This is a genomic window from Saccharothrix coeruleofusca (genome assembly GCF_014648515.1).
Taxonomy (GTDB): domain Bacteria; phylum Actinomycetota; class Actinomycetes; order Mycobacteriales; family Pseudonocardiaceae; genus Actinosynnema; species Actinosynnema coeruleofuscum.
In genome coordinates this window covers 529,669-548,915 of the sequence record NZ_BMRG01000001.1, presented here as the reverse complement: position 1 = coordinate 548,915, position 19,247 = coordinate 529,669, and the positions used below count along the sequence as shown (strand labels likewise).

General features: G+C 70.7%; 20 protein-coding genes. 10 read left to right on the top strand and 10 right to left on the bottom strand.

Annotation, left to right across the window (positions count from 1 at the left end):
- Window positions 1-3: 3 nt before the first annotated feature.
- From IEZ00_RS02860 to glf, 6 genes are all read left to right on the top strand, one after another.
- Entirely contained in the window at window positions 4-1,056 is a 1,053-nt protein-coding gene (locus IEZ00_RS02860; protein WP_189221418.1) for a glycosyltransferase family 2 protein, read from the top strand.
- A 2-nt stretch (window positions 1,057-1,058) separates the two neighbouring features.
- Window positions 1,059-1,589 (top strand): GtrA family protein, encoded by a 531-nt coding sequence (locus IEZ00_RS02855; protein WP_229794950.1) that lies wholly within the window; start codon window positions 1,059-1,061, stop codon window positions 1,587-1,589.
- Complete coding sequence (locus IEZ00_RS02850; protein ID WP_229794948.1) at window positions 1,586-2,908, top strand: acyltransferase family protein; 1,323 nt, start codon at window positions 1,586-1,588, stop codon at window positions 2,906-2,908. Before IEZ00_RS02855 ends, IEZ00_RS02850 begins: the two co-directional genes overlap by 4 nt.
- Window positions 2,909-3,007: 99 nt before the next feature.
- The gene (locus tag IEZ00_RS02845; RefSeq protein ID WP_189221417.1) at window positions 3,008-4,639 is read left to right on the top strand and encodes a glycosyltransferase; all 1,632 of its coding nucleotides are present in this window, start codon (window positions 3,008-3,010) and stop codon (window positions 4,637-4,639) included.
- Complete coding sequence (locus tag IEZ00_RS02840; RefSeq protein ID WP_189221416.1) at window positions 4,636-5,535, top strand: glycosyltransferase family 2 protein; 900 nt, start codon at window positions 4,636-4,638, stop codon at window positions 5,533-5,535. Before IEZ00_RS02845 ends, IEZ00_RS02840 begins: the two co-directional genes overlap by 4 nt.
- A 99-nt stretch (window positions 5,536-5,634) precedes the next feature.
- Entirely contained in the window at window positions 5,635-6,819 is a 1,185-nt protein-coding gene (gene glf / locus IEZ00_RS02835) for a UDP-galactopyranose mutase (protein WP_229794945.1), read from the top strand.
- A 70-nt stretch (window positions 6,820-6,889) separates the two neighbouring features.
- On the opposite strand, the gene IEZ00_RS02830 is transcribed toward glf, so the two are convergent.
- From IEZ00_RS02830 to IEZ00_RS02795, 8 genes are all read right to left on the bottom strand, one after another.
- The gene (locus IEZ00_RS02830; protein ID WP_189221415.1) at window positions 6,890-8,002 is read right to left on the bottom strand and encodes a hypothetical protein; all 1,113 of its coding nucleotides are present in this window, start codon (window positions 8,000-8,002) and stop codon (window positions 6,890-6,892) included.
- 32 nt (window positions 8,003-8,034) lie between these two features.
- Complete coding sequence (locus IEZ00_RS02825; RefSeq protein WP_189221414.1) at window positions 8,035-8,853, bottom strand: SdrD B-like domain-containing protein; 819 nt, start codon at window positions 8,851-8,853, stop codon at window positions 8,035-8,037.
- Window positions 8,854-9,025: 172 nt separating this feature from the next.
- Window positions 9,026-9,247 carry a hypothetical protein gene (locus IEZ00_RS02820; RefSeq protein ID WP_189221413.1) on the bottom strand — a complete coding sequence of 74 codons (222 nt, stop codon included), beginning with the start codon at window positions 9,245-9,247 and terminating at the stop codon, window positions 9,026-9,028.
- 85 nt (window positions 9,248-9,332) lie between these two features.
- Window positions 9,333-10,229, bottom strand: coding sequence for a galactofuranosyltransferase GlfT1 (gene glfT1, locus IEZ00_RS02815; RefSeq protein WP_189221412.1), 897 nt, complete (start codon window positions 10,227-10,229; stop codon window positions 9,333-9,335).
- Window positions 10,230-10,232: 3 nt separating this feature from the next.
- Complete coding sequence (gene wzt / locus IEZ00_RS02810; protein ID WP_189221411.1) at window positions 10,233-11,048, bottom strand: galactan export ABC transporter ATP-binding subunit Wzt/RfbE; 816 nt, start codon at window positions 11,046-11,048, stop codon at window positions 10,233-10,235.
- Between the two features lie 16 nt (window positions 11,049-11,064).
- Window positions 11,065-12,000, bottom strand: coding sequence for a galactan export ABC transporter permease subunit Wzm/RfbD (gene wzm / locus IEZ00_RS02805; RefSeq protein WP_189221410.1), 936 nt, complete (start codon window positions 11,998-12,000; stop codon window positions 11,065-11,067).
- Between the two features lie 32 nt (window positions 12,001-12,032).
- The gene (locus IEZ00_RS02800) at window positions 12,033-12,998 is read right to left on the bottom strand and encodes a class I SAM-dependent methyltransferase (RefSeq protein ID WP_229794944.1); all 966 of its coding nucleotides are present in this window, start codon (window positions 12,996-12,998) and stop codon (window positions 12,033-12,035) included.
- A 76-nt stretch (window positions 12,999-13,074) separates the two neighbouring features.
- Window positions 13,075-13,623 carry a bacterial proteasome activator family protein gene (locus tag IEZ00_RS02795; protein WP_189221409.1) on the bottom strand — a complete coding sequence of 183 codons (549 nt, stop codon included), beginning with the start codon at window positions 13,621-13,623 and terminating at the stop codon, window positions 13,075-13,077.
- Between the two features lie 114 nt (window positions 13,624-13,737).
- On the opposite strand from IEZ00_RS02795, the gene IEZ00_RS02790 reads away from it, so the two are divergent.
- Together IEZ00_RS02790 and IEZ00_RS02785 are read left to right on the top strand one after the other, a co-directional pair.
- Window positions 13,738-14,937, top strand: coding sequence for a cysteine desulfurase-like protein (locus IEZ00_RS02790; RefSeq protein ID WP_189221408.1), 1,200 nt, complete (start codon window positions 13,738-13,740; stop codon window positions 14,935-14,937).
- Between the two features lie 22 nt (window positions 14,938-14,959).
- Complete coding sequence (locus tag IEZ00_RS02785) at window positions 14,960-15,652, top strand: class I SAM-dependent methyltransferase (RefSeq protein WP_229794942.1); 693 nt, start codon at window positions 14,960-14,962, stop codon at window positions 15,650-15,652.
- Between the two features lie 157 nt (window positions 15,653-15,809).
- Here IEZ00_RS02785 and IEZ00_RS02780 read toward each other — a convergent pair whose 3' ends face one another.
- Window positions 15,810-16,781, bottom strand: coding sequence for an NAD(P)H-quinone oxidoreductase (locus IEZ00_RS02780; RefSeq protein ID WP_189221407.1), 972 nt, complete (start codon window positions 16,779-16,781; stop codon window positions 15,810-15,812).
- A 54-nt stretch (window positions 16,782-16,835) separates the two neighbouring features.
- Here IEZ00_RS02780 and IEZ00_RS02775 point away from each other — a divergent pair, with 54 nt between their 5' ends.
- Complete coding sequence (locus IEZ00_RS02775; protein WP_189221406.1) at window positions 16,836-17,483, top strand: GNAT family N-acetyltransferase; 648 nt, start codon at window positions 16,836-16,838, stop codon at window positions 17,481-17,483.
- A gap of 61 nt (window positions 17,484-17,544) precedes the next feature.
- Window positions 17,545-19,065: a M28 family metallopeptidase gene (locus tag IEZ00_RS02770; RefSeq protein ID WP_189221405.1), complete on the top strand. Its 1,521-nt coding sequence runs from the start codon at window positions 17,545-17,547 to the stop codon at window positions 19,063-19,065.
- Between the two features lie 63 nt (window positions 19,066-19,128).
- On the opposite strand, the gene IEZ00_RS36140 is transcribed toward IEZ00_RS02770, so the two are convergent.
- The coding region (locus IEZ00_RS36140; protein WP_229795047.1) for a neutral zinc metallopeptidase at window positions 19,129-19,247 on the bottom strand (119 nt) is incomplete at its 5' end.

The following is a 19,247-nucleotide window of genomic DNA, read 5'->3' as shown; positions in this document are numbered from 1 at the left end:
GCAATGGACGGTGCTCCGACCGCGCGGCGGAAGATCACTTACATCTTCCCGATCTACAACGAGCAGGACAACATCGACCTGCTGCACAAGACGATCGACGAGGTGACCACACCGCTCCAGGCCCGTTATGACCTGGAGTTCATCTACGTCAACGACGGCAGCCGGGACGCCTCGCTGGACAAGCTGCTGGAGCTGCGCGAGCGCGACCAGCGCGCCACGGTGATCAGCCTGTCCCGCAACTTCGGCCACCAGATCGCGGTGACCGCGGGCCTGGACGCGGCCTCCGACGCCGACGCGGTGATCATCATGGACGCCGACATGCAGGACCCGCCGCGGGTCAGCCTGGAGCTGATCGAGCGCTGGGAGCAGGGCGTGGACGTGGTCTACGCGCAGCGGCGCACCCGCAAGGACACGCTGTTCAAGAAGGTCACCGCGAACGCCTTGCGGCGCACCCGCAAGGACACGCTGTTCAAGAAGGTCACCGCGAACGCCTTCTACCGCACGCTGGAGAAGCTGTCCTCGATCGACATCCCGCGCAACACCGGCGACTTCCGGCTGCTGGACCGCAAGGTCGTCGCCGAGCTGGCGAAGTACCGCGAGCAGCACCGGTTCCTGCGCGGCCTGGTCAGCTACGTGGGCTTCCGCCAGGAGGCGGTGCAGTTCGACCGCGACGCGCGGCACGCGGGGGAGACCGGCTACCCGCTGCGCAAGATGCTCAAGTTCGCCGCGGACGGGATGCTCGGCTTCTCGGTCACCCCGCTGCGCCTGATCAGCCGGATGGGTTACGCGATCTCCCTGCTGAGCTTCCTGGGCGTGCTCTACGTGCTGGGCGTGCGGCTGTTCAGCCCGGAGAGCGCGGTGCCCGGCTGGGCGTTCGTGACCGTCGCGATGTTCCTGCTCGGCGGCATCCAGCTGATCATGCTGGGGGTGCTGGGCAGCTACATCGGCCGCACCTACGTCGAGGTGCAGCGCAGGCCGCTGTACGCGGTGGCGATCGTCGCGCGCTCGGGGCGGGTCGAGCCCGCGCCCGCGTCGCGCGAGCTGCAGGACGCCTGACCGTGGCGGTGGACGACGCCCCCGAGGTGTCCCCGGAGCTGTCCCCGGAGCTGTCCTCTGGGCTGTCCTCGGAGACCCCGGCCGGGGCGCCCGCCGAGGCGGCGCCGCCCGCGACCCCGGTGCCCGCGGGCGGGTTGGCCCAGATCATCCGGTTCTGCCTGGTCGGCGGCGTCAACACGCTGATCGACCTGGTCGGCTACATGGCGCTGACGGGGCTGGGGGTCAACCTCTTCGTCGCCAACTTCGCCTCGACCACGGCTGGCATGAGCTTCAGCTTCGTGGCCAACAAGTACTTCACCTTCGGCGGCGGCGCGCCCGGCGGCGCGGCCAAGCAGGGGGCGCTGTTCTTCGCCTTCACCGCCTTCGGCCTGTGGGTGATCCAGCCGCTGGTGATCGTGGCGGCCACCGCCGCGGCCAACGGCCTCGGCTGGCCGCTGACCGGGCTGCTGGCGTGGGCGCCGAAGCTGGCCGCGATCGGGGTCGGCCTGGTGTGGAACTACGCCGCCTACAGCCGGGTGGTGTTCCGCCGGTGAGCGGTTCGGCACGAGCAGGACGGGAACTGGACATGCAGAGCGCGGACACCAGGGTCGCCGAACCCGTGCGGGCGGAGCCGAGCCCGAACGGAGCGGCGGCGGCCTCACCGTCGGCGGCGGCCCGCGTGCCGCACATCAAGCAGCTCACCGGCATCCGGGCGCTGGCCGCGCTGTGGGTGCTGCTGTTCCACTTCCGGCCGGAGCTGATCGAGGCGTTCGGCTTCCTGTACCCGCTCATCCCGCTGATGAACGTGGGCTACCTGGGCGTGGACCTGTTCTTCGTGCTCTCCGGCTTCATCCTGACCTTCACCCACCTGGACCGCATGGTGGTGGGCTGGGGGCCGCGCAAGATCGTGGCGTTCCTGTGGCTGCGGATCTCCCGGATCTGGCCGGTCATGATGGTGATGCTGCTGGCCTGGGGCCTCTACCTGGCGTTCCTGGCCACCTGGACCAACGACGGAGGGTTCCACTACGCGCTGCAGCCGGGCCGGTTCCTGGCGCACGTGTTCCTGGTGCAGGCGTGGACCACCGCCCACCACGACTGGAACCCGATCGACTGGTCGCTGAGCGCGGAGTGGATGGCCTACATCGCGTTCACCGTGCTGGTGGTGCTGCTGGCGAAGTTCCGCACCCAGCTGTCCGACCGGGCGCTGGTGTCGCTGGCGCTGCTGGCGGTGCTGCCGCTGGTGCTGGTGGGCATCGGCTTCCAGGACGGCAGCGACCTGATGTGGGACGGCGACAAGATCGTCGAGGGGATCGTGCCGCTGCGCGTGCTGACCGAGTTCGTCGGCGGCGCGATCGTGGCGGTGCTGGTGCTGCGGCACGGCCTGACCGCGCGGCTGCCGTGGTTCCTGCGGCCGACCGTGGTGCTCGCGGTGATCCTGGTGGCCATCTACGTCATCCACCTCAACGACCCGGCCGTGCGCGTGCGGTTCGCCGTGGACTGGCGGATCAACGGCCACCTGATGTGGGGCGCCACCGAGACCGTTCTGGTGGTGCCGCTGTTCCTGCTGCTGATCGGCTCGCTGGCGGTCAGCGGCCGCGACGTCACCGCGCGGTTCCTGAGCACCAGGGTGCTGGTGTGGGGCGGCAAGGTGTCCTTCGCGCTGTACCTGGTGCACTGGCTGCTGCTCGACCTGATGCGAAGGCTGCTCACCTCTTGGGGTTTGGTGGACGAGCCGAGCGCGTGGGAATTCCGGTTGTTCGTCATCGCGGGCATCGTCGGCTCGTTCGTCGCGGGGCACCTGCTGCACCACCGCGTCGAGGAGCCGTGCCAGCGCGCGATGCGCAAGATGCTCCCCCGTTCGATCAAGGTCTGAGACAAAACGGCGGCGGGCCTTCGGTAAACTCGGCCCCTGCCTCGCACGCGCCCGGTCGGCGCTACTCGACAACAACCGAGAGATGTGACGGAAGGGCCCGTGGACAAGCTCCCAGAAATTGTCGAACTGCTCGACGAAAGCGGAATCGGCCTCGCCGACGGGGAAGGGCTGCTCGACGAGCGGGAGCGCCGCATCCTCATCGGCGCGGTGAACTTCCACGCGCTGGCGCGGCCGGGGCGGACGTTCCGGATCACCGTGCTGCGCGGTCCCAGGGGCACCATGCCCTCGCTGACCGACGACCGCACCAGGCACATCGAGTGGGGCGACGACCGCGAGGTGGTCGGCTCCCTGGTGGTGCGCAGCACCGTGCAGACCACCAGCGGCACCAACCCGCCCGAGGGCCTGGTCGACCTGGCGGTGGACCTGGGCGGCGAGCCGGAGGTGGCCTCCGCCTACCACCAGCTGCCCGGCCTGATGGGCAAGGTGCGCCGCTCGGTGCGGTTCTTCGCGCCGGTGCAGTTCGACGTGCTGCGCCAGTACCGCACCGACGTCACCGAGAAGCGCTACCGCAAGCGCGAGGTGCCCAAGAAGGCGCCCGTCCGGATCACCAGGGGCACCACGGCCACCGGCCACGGCGCCACCCCGGCGATCATCTTCGGCATCCACTGGCTGGAGCTGGGCGGCGCGGAGCGGTTCGCGCTGGAGACCGTGCAGCTGGCCAAGGAGGCAGGCTTCACCCCCATCGTCATCACCGACCGGCCCTCCACCCACCCGTGGATCACCCGGCCGGAGCTGGACGGCGCGATCGTGGTGCCGCTGACCCACCCGGTCAGCCCGGAGCAGGAGTCGGCGTTCCTCAACGGCGTGCTGTCCGCCTACGACGTGCGCGGCGTGCACCTGCACCACAGCACCTGGCTGGCCCAGCGCCTGCCGTGGCTGAAGTCGATCCGCCCGGACCTGCCGGTCATCGACTCGCTGCACATCCTGGAGTGGCGCACCGGCGGCTTCGTCGACATCTCGGTGCGGATGACCAACGTCATCGACCACCACCACGTCATCTCGCCGATGCTGCGCGACTACCTGGTGGGCAAGCAGGGCGTGGACCCGGCGAAGGTGGAGCTGGCGACCCTGGCCAACCTCACCACCAAGGGCATCGGCCAGGCCGCGGCCAAGGCCAAGTCCGACGACGGCCCGTTCACCGTGGCGTTCGTCGGCCGGTTCACCCAGCAGAAGCGCCCGTACCTGTTCCTGCAGCTGGCGGCGTCGCTGAAGGGGTCCGCGTCGCGCGAGATCCGGTTCATCGTGCACGGCGACGGCGAGCTGGCGGGCGAGGTGCACGGCCTGGTGAGCAGGCTGGGCCTGTCCGACGTGCTGGAGCTGCGCGGGTCGGACAAGCCGGTGGCCAAGACCCTGGCCGACGCCGACGTGCTGGTCATCTCCTCCGACAACGAGGGGCTCACGCTCACCTCGTTCGAGGCGACCGCGGCGGGCGTGCCGGTGGTGTCCACCGACGTCGGTTCGCAGGCGTCCCTGGTGGCCGAGGACCTGCTGGTGCCGCGCCACCCGTACCCGTTCATCTCGACCGCCGCCGAGCGCATTCGAACCATGATCAACTCGCCGGAGCAGCGCAAGACCTGGCTGGACGAGCAGGCAGGCAAGGCCGCCGCGTTCGCCAAGCTGCCCGACGCCCGGACCTGGGTCCGCGACACCTACGAAGGATGGCTCAAGTGAGCACCGTTGCCGCCGTTGTCGTCACCTACAACCGCAAGGACAAGCTCCCCAAGGTGCTCGACCACGTCCTCGCGCAGTCCCGCAAGCCCGAGTGGCTGGTCATCGTGGACAACGCGTCGACCGACGGCACCGACGAGGTGCTCAAGCGGTACGAGGGCCTCGACGGCGTGGTCATCGTCCGGCTGACCGAGAACACCGGCGGCGCGGGCGGCTTCGCCACCGGCATGAACAAGGGCTACGAGCTGGGCGCGGACTTCGTCTGGATCATGGACGACGACTGCTACGCCAACTCCGACGCGCTGGAGGAGCTGGTCAACGGCCTGGCCAAGGCCGAGGCGGAGATGGGCATGCAGCTGCCCTTCGCCTGCTCGCTGGTCAGGTGGGTCGACGGCAGCATCTGCGAGATGAACAACCCGGTCACCACCTGGGACTGGGGCAGGCTGATCGCCAAGGGCCAGGAGAACGTGCTGGTGCAGCACTGCTCCTTCGTCTCCGTGCTGTTCCCGCGCTGGGCGCTGACCAAGCACGGCCTGCCGCTGCGCGAGTACTTCATCTGGTTCGACGACCAGGAGTACACGCTGCGCGTCAACAAGTCCGGCCCCGGCGTGCAGGTGCTGCGCAGCGTCGTGGTGCACGACCTGGGCGTCAACCGCGGCGTGAACTTCAGCGACGTCAACGCCTCCAACCTGTGGAAGTTCGAGTACGGCGCGCGCAACGAGGCGTCCTACCGGCTGCACCACGAGAACCCGGTGGCGTTCGCCAAGTTCGTGGTGCGCGTGCACCAGGGCCTCAAGGGCGGCCGGGTGCCGTGGGGCCTGCGGCTCAAGCTGTTCCGCAAGATCGTCGAGGGTGTCAAGTTCAACCCGAAGCCGGAGATGCCGCGCTCGGTGCTCTAGATCCTCTTGTGCGACAAGGGCCGTCCCCCGCGGGGCGGCCCTTTCGCTTGCGCGGGGTGGGCACTGTCACAGCCGGTCACTGCCGTACCCTCGGGTGCCGTGAGCTTCGCTGGATTTGATCTGATCGTCGTCGGTTCCGGTTTCTACGGCCTGACGGTCGCCGAACGCGCCGCTTCCCAGCTGGACAAGCGGGTGCTGGTGCTGGAGCGCCGGGAGCACATCGGCGGCAACGCCTACTCCGAGGCCGAGCCCGAGACGGGCATCGAGGTGCACCGCTACGGCGCGCACCTGTTCCACACGTCCAACAAGCGGGTCTGGGACTACGTCAACCAGTTCACCGAGTTCACCAACTACCAGCACCGCGTGTTCGCGATGCACGGCGGCCAGGCGTACCAGTTCCCGATGGGCCTGGGCCTGCTGTCGCAGTTCCTGGGCCGCTACCTGACCCCGGACGAGGCTCGCGCGTGGGTCGCCGAGCAGGCTTCCGAGATCGACTCCAAGGACGCGCAGAACCTGGAGGAGAAGGCGATCTCGCTGGTCGGCCGCCCGCTGTACGAGGCGTTCATCCGCGACTACACCGCCAAGCAGTGGCAGACCGACCCGAAGGAGCTGCCCGCCGCGGTCATCAGCCGCCTGCCGGTGCGCTACACCTTCGACAACCGGTACTTCAACGACACCTACGAGGGCCTGCCCGTCGACGGGTACACCGCGTGGCTGCAGAAGATGGCCGACCACCCGAACATCGAGGTGCGGCTGAACACCGACTTCTTCGACGTGCGCGACGAGATCCCGGCGGGCACGCCGATCGTCTACACCGGACCGGTCGACCGCTACTTCGACTACTCCGAGGGCTGGCTGGGCTGGCGCACCCTGGACTTCGAGCAGGAAGTGCTGCCGGTCGGCGACTTCCAGGGCACCCCGGTGATGAACTACAACGACGCGGACGTGCCCTACACCCGCATCCACGAGTTCCGGCACTTCCACCCGGAGCGCACCTACCCGTCGGACAAGACGGTCATCGTGCGCGAGTACTCGCGGGCGGCGGAGAAGGACGACGAGCCGTACTACCCGATCAACACCCCCGAGGACCGGGCGAAGCTGGAGCGCTACCGCGAGCTGGCGAAGAAGGAGGCCGCGGAGCGCAACGTGCTGTTCGGCGGTCGCCTGGGCACCTACAAGTACCTCGACATGCACATGGCGATCGGCGCGGCGCTGACCGCGTTCGACAACAAGATCGCCCCGCACCTGACCGAGGGCAAGCCCATGGAGGGCTCGCTGGACTGAGGTCCCGCACGCGCGGAAAGGCCCCAGCGTCCCCCCGAGGACGCTGGGGCCTTTCGGTGTTCCCCGCCGGTCAGGACTTGGCGCGGCGCGCTCCCCAGAGCGCCGCTCCGCCGCCCGCCAGCAGGCTGCCGCCCAGGCCGAGCAAGCCGAGCACCGAGGCGCCCGTGCTCGCCAGCGGCTGGCCGTCCTGCGCGATCTTCTGGTCGGTCTTGTGCGCCACCGGCACCACGGCGGCCTGCGTGGTCGTCGTGGTCGTGCTCGCGGGCGCGGTGGTGGTGCCGGTCGTCGGCGCGGTGGTGCCGGTGGGCGCCGTGCTGGTGGGCGCCGTGGTGGACGTGGGGGTGCCCGGCTTCGCCACCGCCGTCAGCGTCGCGGTCATGACGTTGTTCGACGGGTCCGGGTCGCCCCCGGTCGGCATCGCCAGCCTGACCTGCGCGGCCGTCATGGGCTTCTCCACGATCACGCGCGCCCCGATGGTCTCGACCTTGCCCGGCTCCCGGCGGTCGGCGAACCAGCCGGTGACCTCGTTGGGCTCGTCCTCGGCCATGAACGGCCGCATGGTGCCCAGCCGCTCCAGCTTGCGCAGCCCGTCGGGCAGGGTCATCGTCGCGAAGAACTGCGAGTAGCCCTTGCCCTCGAAGGTGGCGCCGCCGATGACGTCGAGCACGTCGCCGACCTCGTAGACCTCCTTGCCGGGTGCGCCCGCGATGCTGATCTCGGTCGGGTGGGAGTCGAACTCGGCGGTGACGAAACCGCTGTCGAACCCCTCCAGGTGCTGGCCCGCCTTGATCTGGAACTCGTCGCTGATCCCGGTGGCCGGGTCGAACACCGAGCCCCCGGCGGCCTTGCGCGACCACACCTGGCGGAAGCCGAGGCGGTCCGCCGAGTACACCACGTTGAACGAGGGCGGCACGTTCCGGATGGTGTAGCGGCCCTCGCTGTCGGTGCGCGCCTGGAAGGCCCGGTCGCCCAGGAGCATCACCTGGTCCGCGATGGGCGGCTCGCCCGCCTCGCGCAGGCCGTTGCCGTTCAGGTCGTGCCAGACGACACCGGAGACGGTGCCCGTCCCCTCCTCGGCGGGTTGCCCGGCCTCCTGGGCGAAGGCCGCTGCGGGCAGGGCCAGCGGGATGACGGCGGCGGCGGCGATCACGGCGGCGCGTCTGGCGGTGGCGCGGAAGCTCATCTCTTTTTCCCCCTCAGTGGTACTAGCTGCGCCTACAGAGACGGCGCAACGGCCGTGAGGTTGCGCGTGATCGTGTTGTTGGCCGGGTTCAGGTCGCCGCCGTCGCTCATGTGCAGCCGGATCTCACCGGCGGTGATGGGCCGCTCCACGACGACGCGCGCGCCGATGGTCTCCACCACGCCGGGCGCCTTGCGGTCGTAGAACCAGCCGGTGACCTCGTTGGGCTTGTCCTCGGCCATGAAGGTCCTCATGGTGCCCAGCCGCTCCAGCTTGCGCACGCCCGAGGGCAGGGTCAGGTCCGCGAAGTAGTTCATGTAGCCCAGCCCGTCGAAGGTGACGCCGCCGACGATGTCGAGCACGTCGCCGACCTCGTAGACCTCCTTGTCCGGCCCGGTGACGCTGATCCCGGTCGGGTGGTAGTCGAAGTCGGCGGTGACGAAGCCGCTGTCCAGCTCGACGTGCTGGCCGTCCTCCAGCAGGTACTGCATCTTGGAGTACCCGGTGGCCGGGTCGAAGTCGGTGCCCTTGCCGCTCCACACCTGACCGCTCATCACCCGGTCCACAGACTGCACGATGTGGGCCCCCGGCACCAGGCCGGTGAAGCGGTAGCGGCCACTGGCGTCGGTGAAGGCCTCCTGCCTGCCCTCGTCGAGGACGATCCACTGGTTGGCGATGGGCGGTTCCCCCGCCTCGCGGACGCCGTCGCCGTCCACGTCGTGCCACACCACCCCGGCGATGGAGACGGTCCCGTCGGCCCCCTGCGCGAACGCGGCGGTGCTGCTCAAGGCCAGCGGCGCGACGACGGCGACAGCGGCGGCGACGGTGCGGCGGGCGGTGCTCCGGAAGTTCATCTCTGGTCCCCTCGTGTCGTCGGCGACCCCCTCGATCACCGACAACGCAGAGCTTGGCGGACCGCTCTGAGGAAAACCCAAAACCCGCTTTTGAGGCTTTGTTGAGAACACGTGACAACCCGACCGCCGCCCCGCGCGTCTTCAAGGGGATGCGGCCCGGCCGCGCCAGGTTTCACTCGAAGTGCGCGGCCACCACGTGGCCGAAGTTCACCACGAATTCCTTGCCATCGGCGGTGGGGATGGCCTGCGTGTGGCCGTTGCGCACGACCTGGATGAGCCGGGGTGCCAGGTCGGCGCGGACCTCTTCGCTGACCCGGATGCTGATGGCGTTGGAGTTGCCCGCCAGGTGCAGGACCAGCGAGGGCGTCTTGTGCGGTGCGGAGGTGGTGTTCATGCCCACCAGCGCACCGCACCCCCGCGCCCGCCACAAGGCGGGTTCGCCGTCAGCGATTCAGCGCCCAGCGCAATCCGGGCGGCGGTCACTTCCGGAAGAAGCGCTCCCGCTGCCCCTGGCGCACCAGCTTGACCCATTCCAGGAACGCCTTGGGGTCCTTGCGCTGGCCCAGGAAGTACAGGCCGAACCGGAAGACCTCCAGCAGCCCCAGCTTGCGCATCCCCGGCTGGGACAGCAGGTAGCCGCGGTTGCGGTAGGTGTAGTACCGCTTGACCGCGTTCTCCGGGTCCTGGGCGTGGAACCGGCCGCCCAGCATCGGCTTGAACTCGTCCGAGCCGTCCGGGTGCAGGTAGGTGACCTTCAGCGAGGTGCCGAACGGCAGCCCGGTGCGCACCAGCCTGCGGTGGATCTCCACCTCGTCGCCGCGGAAGAACAGCCGGTAGTCCGGCACGCCGATCACGTCCACGGTGGAGGCGCGGAACAGCGCGCCGTTGAACAGCGAGGCGATGCCGGGCAGGAAGTCCGCGCCCAGGTCCTCGGTGCGGCGCTTCCAGGTCAGCCCCCGGCGCAGCGGGAAGGCCAGCTTCTCCGGGCGGTCGATGTTGGCCACCACGGGCGAGATGGCGGCCAGGTCGCGCCTGCCCGCCTCGGCCAGCAGCACCTCCAGCACCGTCTCGTCGGCGGGCCTGCCGTCGTCGTCGGCCAGCCACAGCCAGTCCGCGCCCAGCGACAGCGCGTGCAGCATCCCCAGCGCGAACCCGCCCGCGCCGCCCAGGTTGCGGTGCGAGGGCAGGTAGGTGGTGGGGATGGGGCACTGCTCGACGAGGTCCTCGACCGGCTGGTCGGGACCGTTGTCCACGACCACCAGGTGGTCGAGCGCCCTGGTCTGCGACGCCAGCACCTTCAGCGAATCGGCCAGCAGCTCGCGCCGGTGCCGGGTCACCACGACCCCGACCACGGACCCCTTCGGCAGTGCCTTCACGTCCTACTCGCCACCGTTCCCGCTCAGGACCTTCGACTGGCCGATCCGCTCCAGCATCTCCGGGCTCAGGTTCTCGAACGGGTCACGGCCCTTGTACGAGGTGAGCACCTCCCGCAGCCCGCCGTGCGCCTTCATCCGGCCCTCGTCCATCCAGATCGCCGAGTCGCACAGCTCCAGCAGGAACTCGTCGGAGTGGCTGGCGAAGACCAGGATGCCGGAGCGCTTGACCAGGTCGTGCAGCCGGTTGCGGGCCTTCTCCAGGAACGCCGCGTCCACCGCGCCGATGCCCTCGTCCAGCAGCAGGATCTCCGGGTCGATGGAGGTCACCACGCCCAGCGCCAGGCGCACCCGCATACCCGTGGAGTAGGTGCGCAGCGGCATCGACAGGTAGTCGCCCAGCTCGGTGAACTCGGCGATGTCGTCGACCCGCTTCTCCATCTCCCGGCGGTTCATGCCCAGGAACAGGCCGCGGATCATGATGTTCTCGTAGCCGGAGATCTCCGGGTCCATGCCCACGCCCAGGTCGAACACCGGCGCGACCTTGCCCACGATCCGCGAGCTGCCACGGGTGGGCTCGTAGATGCCCGCCAGCAGCCGCAGCAGGGTGGACTTGCCCGCGCCGTTGTGGCCGACCAGGCCCACCCGGTCGCCGTCCTTCAACGAGACGTTGATGTCGTGCAGTGCCTCGATGATCGGGACGCGGCCCTCGGAGCCGATCTTGCCGCCGACCTTGCCCAGCGCGAGCTTCTTCAGCGACCTCGACTTGGCGTCGAAGATCGGGAAGTCGACCGAGGCGTTCCAGACGTCGATGCTGACCATGTTCTTACGGCCTCACTCAGACCCAGTAGGAGACGCGGGCACGGTAGTTGCGCATGGCCAGCAGCGCCAGCGCCCAACCCAGGACGGTGAAGCCGCCGACCACCGCCCAGTGGTGCCAGCTCTGCTGGTGACCCAGCATCGGCGCGCGCACGATTTCCAGGAAGTGGTACAGGGGGTTCAGCTCCGCGATGAGCATCCGCCAGTCACCGTCGGCGCCGACCTTGTGCAGGATGCCGGTGTGCCACACGATCGGCGTCATGAAGAAGATCAGGTTGATGAAGCTGTGGATGACCGGGGGGATGTCGCGGAAGCGGGTGCTGATGATGCCGAACAGCAACGCGACCCACACCGCGTTGACCGCCAGCAGCGCGAACGCCGGGATGGCGAGCAGGATCGCCCAGCTCAGACCGGGGTGCGTGACCGGGTCGTCCTGCATCTGGTACGGCTGGTTGAGGTCGCCGAAGAAGATCGCCACGACGACCGCGTAGACCACCAGGTTGTGCGCGAAGAAGAGCACCTGGCGCCACACCAGCCGCAGCACGTGCACGCTGATCGGCGCGGGCAGGTGCTTGATCAGCCCTTCGTTGGCGATGAAGACGTCGGTGCCCTCGGTGACGCAGCCCACCAGGAAGTTCCACACCACGAAACCGGCCGTGATGTAGGGCAGGAAGGTGTTGATCTCCTGGTTGAACAGCTGCGAGTACAGCAGGCCCAGCGCCAGCGCCGTGGTGCCCATCGAGATGGTGATCCACAGCGGGCCGATGACCGACCTGCGGTAGCGCTGCTTGATGTCCTGCCAGCCCAGGTGGCCCCACAGCTCCCGGTTCTGCCAGCCCTCGCGCACGTCGGCGATCGCGCGCGCGAACGTGCGTGAGTTTGCTTCCGGGGGCGCTTCGGGCCGTTCGACCGTACTCGTGGGTTGCACGAGGAATGAGACTACCGGCGGCTCCATGACGTGTTCGCCGCCGGTCGGTCACGGTGCGATTACCGACCCTCGCGGGTCCTGGGGACTCGGGTCACCCGGACGATCACTTGCTCGTGGTCGAACGTGTACCCCTCGTAGCTGAACTCGATGCCGCTGGCTTCCACGAACTCCATCCAGGCCTTGTACTCGTGGTCGCGCCAGCCGTGGTAGTTGAAGAACTCGTCGAACAGCACCACGCTGCCCTCGACCAGCCGGGGCCCGACGTGCTCCAGGACGGTCCTGGTCGACGAGTACAGGTCGCAGTCGACGTGCAGGAACGCCACCGGGCCGGGGTGCTCGGCCACGAAGCCCGGCAGCGTCTCGTCGAACCAGCCCGGCACCAGCCGCGCGCCCGGCACGTCCGGCAGCTCCTCCACGCCGAACGCGCCCGCGGCGAAACCGCTGCGCCAGTCCTCGGGCAGGCCCTCGAAGGAGTCGAACCCGTAGACCTGCTCGTGCGGCAGGGTGGAGGCGATGATCTTGAGCGTGGTGCCGGTGTAGACGCCGAACTCCAGCACCAGGCCGTCCACCTCGACCAGCGACAGGGCGTGGTGCAGCGTCGCGTGCGGGTCCGGGAAGTGCGGGGCGGTCGGCATCCGCTCGTGCGCGAACCGGGCGCTGTCGGCCGCCGCCGCCCGCTCGCCCGCGAACAGCAGATCGCGCCGGGCCCGGTGCTCGAAGCCCGCGCTGATCTCGGCGAGCCGGTCGAACTGCCTGGTCACGTGGTCGCGGGCGGCCTGCGCGTCGGCCTCCACCTGGCCGCGCAGCGCCTCCAGCTCGCCGCGCAGGGCGTCGATCCGCCGTTCCTGCTCGCGGTGGTAGGGGGCGACGACCTCGTCGATCGCCCGCATCAGCTTGTCCCGGAGACCCCTGCGGACCTGGTCGGCACGCAGGGCACGGCGCACTCCTTCGAGCACCTCGGGCACTCCTTCCGGCGCGCCGGAAGGCGACGCCGCGTAGTAGGGCAGCTCAGTGGTGACGCTCACGGTCGGGGAAAAGGGCTCACCTTGTCCAGTTCCCGCCACCTGTTCGGGGCATCACCCCGCGCGACCACCGGGTCGCTCACAGGTACTGACCCGTGCCCCTGATGTGCGGCGTGTCCGCGCTCTCACCAGCCCCGCTGCCCGCGGGCAGCGCCCGGCCGCGCATCTGCTCCAGCTGCACCCGCGCGGCCATCTGCTGGGCGAACAGCGCCGTCTGGATGCCGTGGAACAGGCCCTCCAGCCAGCCGACCAGCTGGGCCTGCGCGATGCGCAGCTCCGCGTCCGAGGGCGTGCCCTCCTCGGTGAACGGCAGCGACAGCCGCTCCAGCTCCTCGCGCAGCTCCGGCGCCAGCCCGTCCTCCAGCTCGTCGATGGACCGCTTGTGGATCTCCTTGAGCCGGTTGCGGCTGGCCTCGTCCAGGGGAGCCGCCCGCACCTCCTCCAGCAGCTGCTTGATCATCGTGCCGATGCGCATCACCTTCGCGGGCTGCTCGACCAGGTCGGTCACGTCCTGACCCCCGTCCTCGCCCCCCGAGGCCGCTGCCGCGGCGATGCGCGCGGCGTTCACCGGCACCCCGTCCGGGCCGACCACGACCACGTGCTGCGGGTTCTTCCCTGCCTCGCTCATACCCCAATAGTGGCCCGGCCGGACGGGCGCCGCCGCACCGGGTTGCAACATCTGGGTCGCGAACTCACCGCCCCTGCTGTCGCCCGGCCCGGCGTCCTCCGTACGGTGTGCGGCATGGCGTTCGACGTCGCACGAGTACGTGGGCTGTTCCCCGCGCTCGGCGACGGCTGGGTCCATCTGGACGCTCCCGCGGGAATGCAGGTCCCCGAACAGGTGGCCACGGCCGTCTCCACCGCGCTGCGCGCACCGGTCTCCGGACCGGGCGGCATCTTCCCCGCCTCGCAACGGGCCGAGGCGATCGTCGACGCGGCGCGCCGCGCCGTGGCCGACCTGGTGGGGGCCGACCCGGCGGGGGTGGTGCTCGGTCCCAGCTCGGCGGTGCTGCTGCAACGGCTGGCCGACGCGCTGTCCGACGGGTGGTTCCTCGGCGACGAGGTGGTGGTGTCCCGGCTGGACCACCCGGCCAACATCGCCCCCTGGCAGCGCGCCGCGCAGCGCACCGGCAGCGTGGTGCGCTGGGCCGAGGTGGACATCGAGACCTGCGAGCTGCCCGCGTGGCAGTACGACGAGCTGGTCACCGACCGGTGCAAGCTGGTCGCGGTGACCGCCGCGTCCGGCTCCGTGGGCACCCGGCCCGACCTGCGCAAGATCGCCGACGCGGCGCGCGAGCACGGCGCGATGGTGGTGGTCGACGCCTCCTCCGCGGCCCCGTTCGTGCCGCTGGACATCACCTCGATGAACGCCGACGTGGTGGCGGTCTCGGCCAACGCCTGGGGCGGCCCGCCGGTGGGCGCGCTGGTCTTCCGCGACCCGTCGGTGCTGGACCTGCTGCCATCGGTGGCCGTGGAGCCCGGCGCGCGCGGCCCGGAGCGGCTGGAGCTGGGCCCGCACGCCTACCCGCTGCTGGCGGGCCTGGTGGCCTCGGTGGAGTACCTGGCGGGCCTGGACGACGCCGCGCTGGGCCCGCGCCGGGAGCGGCTGCTGACCTCGCTGGGCTCGGTGAAGGCATACCAGGCGGGCCTGCTGGCCAACCTGATCAACGAGCTGCGCTCGCTGCGGCACGTGATGGTCATCGGCGACGCCATGCGGCGGGTCCCGTCGCTGGCGTTCACCGTGGCGGGGGTGAAGGCGACCGACGGCGTGGAGCACCTGTCCGACCGGGGCGTGTGCGCCTTCGCCGACTCCGGGCAGCACGGCGTGTTCTCCGTGCTCGGCGTCGGCGAGGTGGGCGGCGCGATCCGGGTGGGCCTGGCGCACTACACCAACGCGGCGGAGATCGACGAGTTGGTGCGGGCGGTCGCCGAACTGGCGTGACCGCTGGAGTACACCCTGCCGGGTGAGCCTGGGGGACCGAGTGGAAGACGCGCTGGTGCGGGAGCTGGCCGACCTCGCGGCGCTGCAGCGCCTGGTCCCGCTGATGTCGGAGTACCTGCCCAGCACCGCCCACGAGCTGCGCCCGGCGGCGCTGGCGGCGGTGGTGGACGAGGTGCTCATCGGCTCCCGGACGGTGGCCGTGGAGTGCGGCTGCGGCGCGTCGTCGGTGGTGCTGGCGCGCCTGCTGGCCCGGCGCGGCTTCGGCCACCTGCTGTCGGTGGAGCACGACGAGCGCACCGCGGCGTTCGTGGCCAGCCAGCTGCGCCGGGAGGGCCTGGGGCACGTGGCGCGGGTGGTGCACGCCCCGCTGTCGCCGCACCCGGCGGCGCTGGGCAGCTCGCAGTGGTACGACCCCCGGCTGGTGCACGACGAGGTCTCCGGGTTCGTCGAGCGGCACGGCCTGGTGGACCTGCTGCTGGTGGACGGCCCGCTGCTGGGCGACGCCCGCTACCCGGCGCTGCCGGTGCTCAGCGGCGTGCTCGCGCCCGGCGCGGCGATCCTGGTCGACGACGCGGACCGGCCGGGCGAGCAGGCGGTGCTGGTGCGCTGGGCCGAGGAGTTCGCCCTCCGCTTCCGCACCACCCCCCGCACCTTCTTAGCCACCGCGGTGTTGGATTATCCCGGCTCCGCCGAGGTGGGCTCGGCCGCCGGGTAGTCGGCCTCGCGTGGTGCCCACCTGACCTCCGCCGGTCCGTCGTGCCCACCCGATCGCGCGAACCGAGCGTTCGGACACCGCGAACTGAGCGTTCGCGCACTTCGGGTGGTAGTCAGCGGCCCTCGCGGGCTCGTCGGGTAGTACTTGCAGGCGCGGGTCAGGGTGCGGTGAGGATGAGCTTGCCGAAGACCTCGCCGTCCTCCAGGGCCCGGTGGGCGTCGGCGGCCCGCTCCATCGGCACGGTCCCGTGCACGACCGGCTTGACCCGCCCGTCGGCGATCATCGGCCACACGTGCTCGCGCACCGCCGCCACGATGGCCCCCTTGCCGCTGGGCCCGTCCACCGGCCGGAACCGCAGCCCGGTCCCGGTGATCGAGGCCCGCTTGGCCAGCAGCTTGCCGATGTTCAGCTCGCCCTTGACCCCGCCCTGCATCCCGATGACCACCAGGTGGCCGTCCGGCGCGAGCACGTCCACGTTGCGGTCCAGGTACGCCGCGCCCATGTTGTCCAGCACCACGTCGGCCGCGCCGACCTCGGCCACGAAGTCCTGCTCGCGGTAGTTGACCAGCACGTCCGCGCCCAGCTCCGCGCACCGCGCCAGCCGCTCGGCCGACCCCGCGGTCACCGCCACCCGCGCGCCCAGCGCCTTGCCGACCTGGATCGCGTGCGTGCCGACGCCGCCCGCGCCACCGTGCACCAGCAGCGTCTGACCGGCCCGCAGACCCGCCAGCATGACCACGTTCGACCACACCGTGCACGCCACCTCGGGCAGCGACGCGGCGGTGACCAGGTCCACCCCCTCCGGCAGCGGCAGCAGCTGCGCCGCGGGCACCACGACCCTGGTCGCGTACCCGCCGCCCGCCAGCAGCGCGCACACCTGGTCGCCGACCCGCCAGCCGGTCACGCCCTCGCCCAGCGCGGCGACCGTGCCCGAGCACTCCAGCCCGATGAACGCGGGCGCGCCCTGCGGCGGCGGGTAGAAGCCCTGCCGCTGGAGCAGGTCGGCGCGGTTCACCGCGGACGCGGCGACCTCCAGCACCACCTCGCCCGGACCGGGCTCGGGGTCGGGGACCTCGGTCCACTCCAGCACATCGGGCCCACCGGGTTCACGAACGGTGATCGCGCGCATGAGCCCGAAGATAATCCGATCGCCGCGACCGCGTGCGCTGGGCACCATGACCCGATGGACGCCTGGCCCTTCCACCACCTGGTCCTGCGCACGCCCCGGCTGGAGCTGCGCCCGGACGACGACGCGGGACTGCTCGAACTGGTCGACGAGGCGCTGCGCGGCGTCCACCCGCCGGAGGTGATGCCCTTCGGCGTCGCCTGGACCGACGCGCCCAGGGAGCGGCTGGGGCTCAACACCGCCCAGCACTACTGGGGGATGCGCGCGACCCTGTCCGCGCGCAACTGGTCGCTGAACTTCCTGGTCCGGCTGGACGGCCGGGTGATCGGCGTGCAGACGCTGGGCGGCGCGGACTTCGCCACCAACCGCGAGGTCACCACCGGTTCGTGGATCGGGCTGCGGCACCAGGGCAGGGGCATCGGCACGGAGATGCGCGCCGCCGTGCTGGCGTTCGCCTTCGACCACCTCGGCGCGCAGCAGGCCCGGTCCAGCGCCTGGGTGGACAACGCCGCGTCGCTGGGCGTCAGCCGCAAGCTCGGCTACCGGCCCGACGGCACCAAGCGCACCGCCCGCCGGGGACGGCCCAGCGACGAGATCCGGCTGCTGGTGACCCGCGAGGGGTTCCACCGACCGGGTTGGGAACTGGCGGTGGCGGGCGTCCAGACGTGCCTGCCGCTGCTGATCGAGGAAAAACCCGCCGGGTGACGGATTGCGCTTCCGGCGTGGAATTGTGAGGGTGCGGCATCCGAGTGAAGGAGACTCGACCATGTCAGCAAGGACCGGGGTACGACGCGCGGCGATCCTCGCGGCGTCCGCATCCCTAGCTCTGCTAGCCGTTCCGACTGCGACCGCCGCCCCGGCCGGTCTGGACGGTCCCGCTCTGGCCAAGAAGCTCACCAAGGACGTGCAGGTGGAGGCGGTGAACCGGCACCTGATCGCGTTCCAGCGCATCGCCGAGCGCAACGGCGGCAACCGCGCCGCGGGCACCTCCGGCTACGACGCCAGCGTCGACTACGTGGCGGGCAAGCTGCGCGCCGCTGGCTTCGACGTCACCACGCCCGAGTTCACCTACCCCGTGCAGGTCTACGACGCCACGACCGCCAAGGTCGGCTCGACCAGCTACGAGGCGCTGCCCATGGAGTACTCGCCGCAGACCCCGGTCGGCGGCGTCACCGGCCCGCTGCGCGTGGTGGCCGAGGACGGCACGCCCGGCTGCGAGGCCGAGGACTTCGCGGGCCAGGACTTCACCGGGTCCATCGCGCTGATCCGCCGCGGCTCCTGCACCTTCGACATCAAGCACCGCAACGCCGCCGCCGCGGGCGCCATCGGCGTCCTCGTGGCGAACAACGCCCCCGGCCCGCTGGGCGGCGTGACCCTGGGCCAGCCCGGCGTGGTGCCCACCGGCGGCGTCAGCCAGGCCGACGGCACCGCGCTGGCCGCCCGCGCGGGCGAGGCGGTCACCGTGGACCTGCGCTTCCACGAGGAGGAGAAGGTCTCCCGCAACGTCATCGCGCAGACCAGGACCGGCCGCGAGGACAACGTCGTGATGGCGGGCGCGCACCTGGACAGCGTCGAGGAGGGCGCGGGCATCAACGACAACGGCACCGGCTCGGCGGGCCTGCTGGAGGCCGCCCTGCGGCTGGGCGGCTCGCCCAAGGTCAACAACGCGGTGCGGTTCGGCTGGTGGGGCGCCGAGGAGCTGGGCCTGGTCGGGTCGACCAAGTACGTCCAGTCGCTGAGCTTCGAGCAGCAGCTCGACATCGCGCTGTACCTGAACTTCGACATGATCGGCTCGCCGAACGCGGCGTACTTCGTCTACGACGGCGACGACTCCGACGGCGTCGGCGCGGGCGCGGGCCCCTACGGCTCGGCGCAGATCGAGAAGGCGTTCACCGACTACCTGACCGCCGAGAAGGGCGTGCAGACCGAGGGCACGGACTTCACCGGGCGCTCGGACTACGGCGAGTTCATCGCCCAGGGCATCCCGGCGGGCGGCCTGTTCACCGGTGCCGAGCAGATCAAGACCGAGGCGCAGGCGGCCAAGTGGGGCGGGCGCGCGGGCGTCGCGTACGACCCGAACTACCACGGCGCGGGCGACAACCTGGGCAACGTCGACCGGGTGGCGCTGGAGCGCAACTCCGACGCGGCGGCGTGGGTGATCGCCAGCTACGCGATCAGCACCGAGGACGTCAACGGCGTCCCGGCCCGCTCCTCGCGCGCGGCGGTGCGCGCCTCGGCCAGGACCTTCCACGTGGCGGAGCACCACTCGCACGCCGAAGCGTCCTGACCGACGGCCCGCTTGACGACGAAGGGCCCCTTCCCCGTCCGGGAAGGGGCCCTTCGGCTCGTCTCAGCCCAGGTTGTTCGTGTCGAACGTGTTGCAGCGCGCCGGGTCGCCGGTCTGGTAGCCGGTGGTGTACCACTTCTGCCGCTGCGCCGAGGAGCCGTGGGTGAACTGCGTGGTGTCCA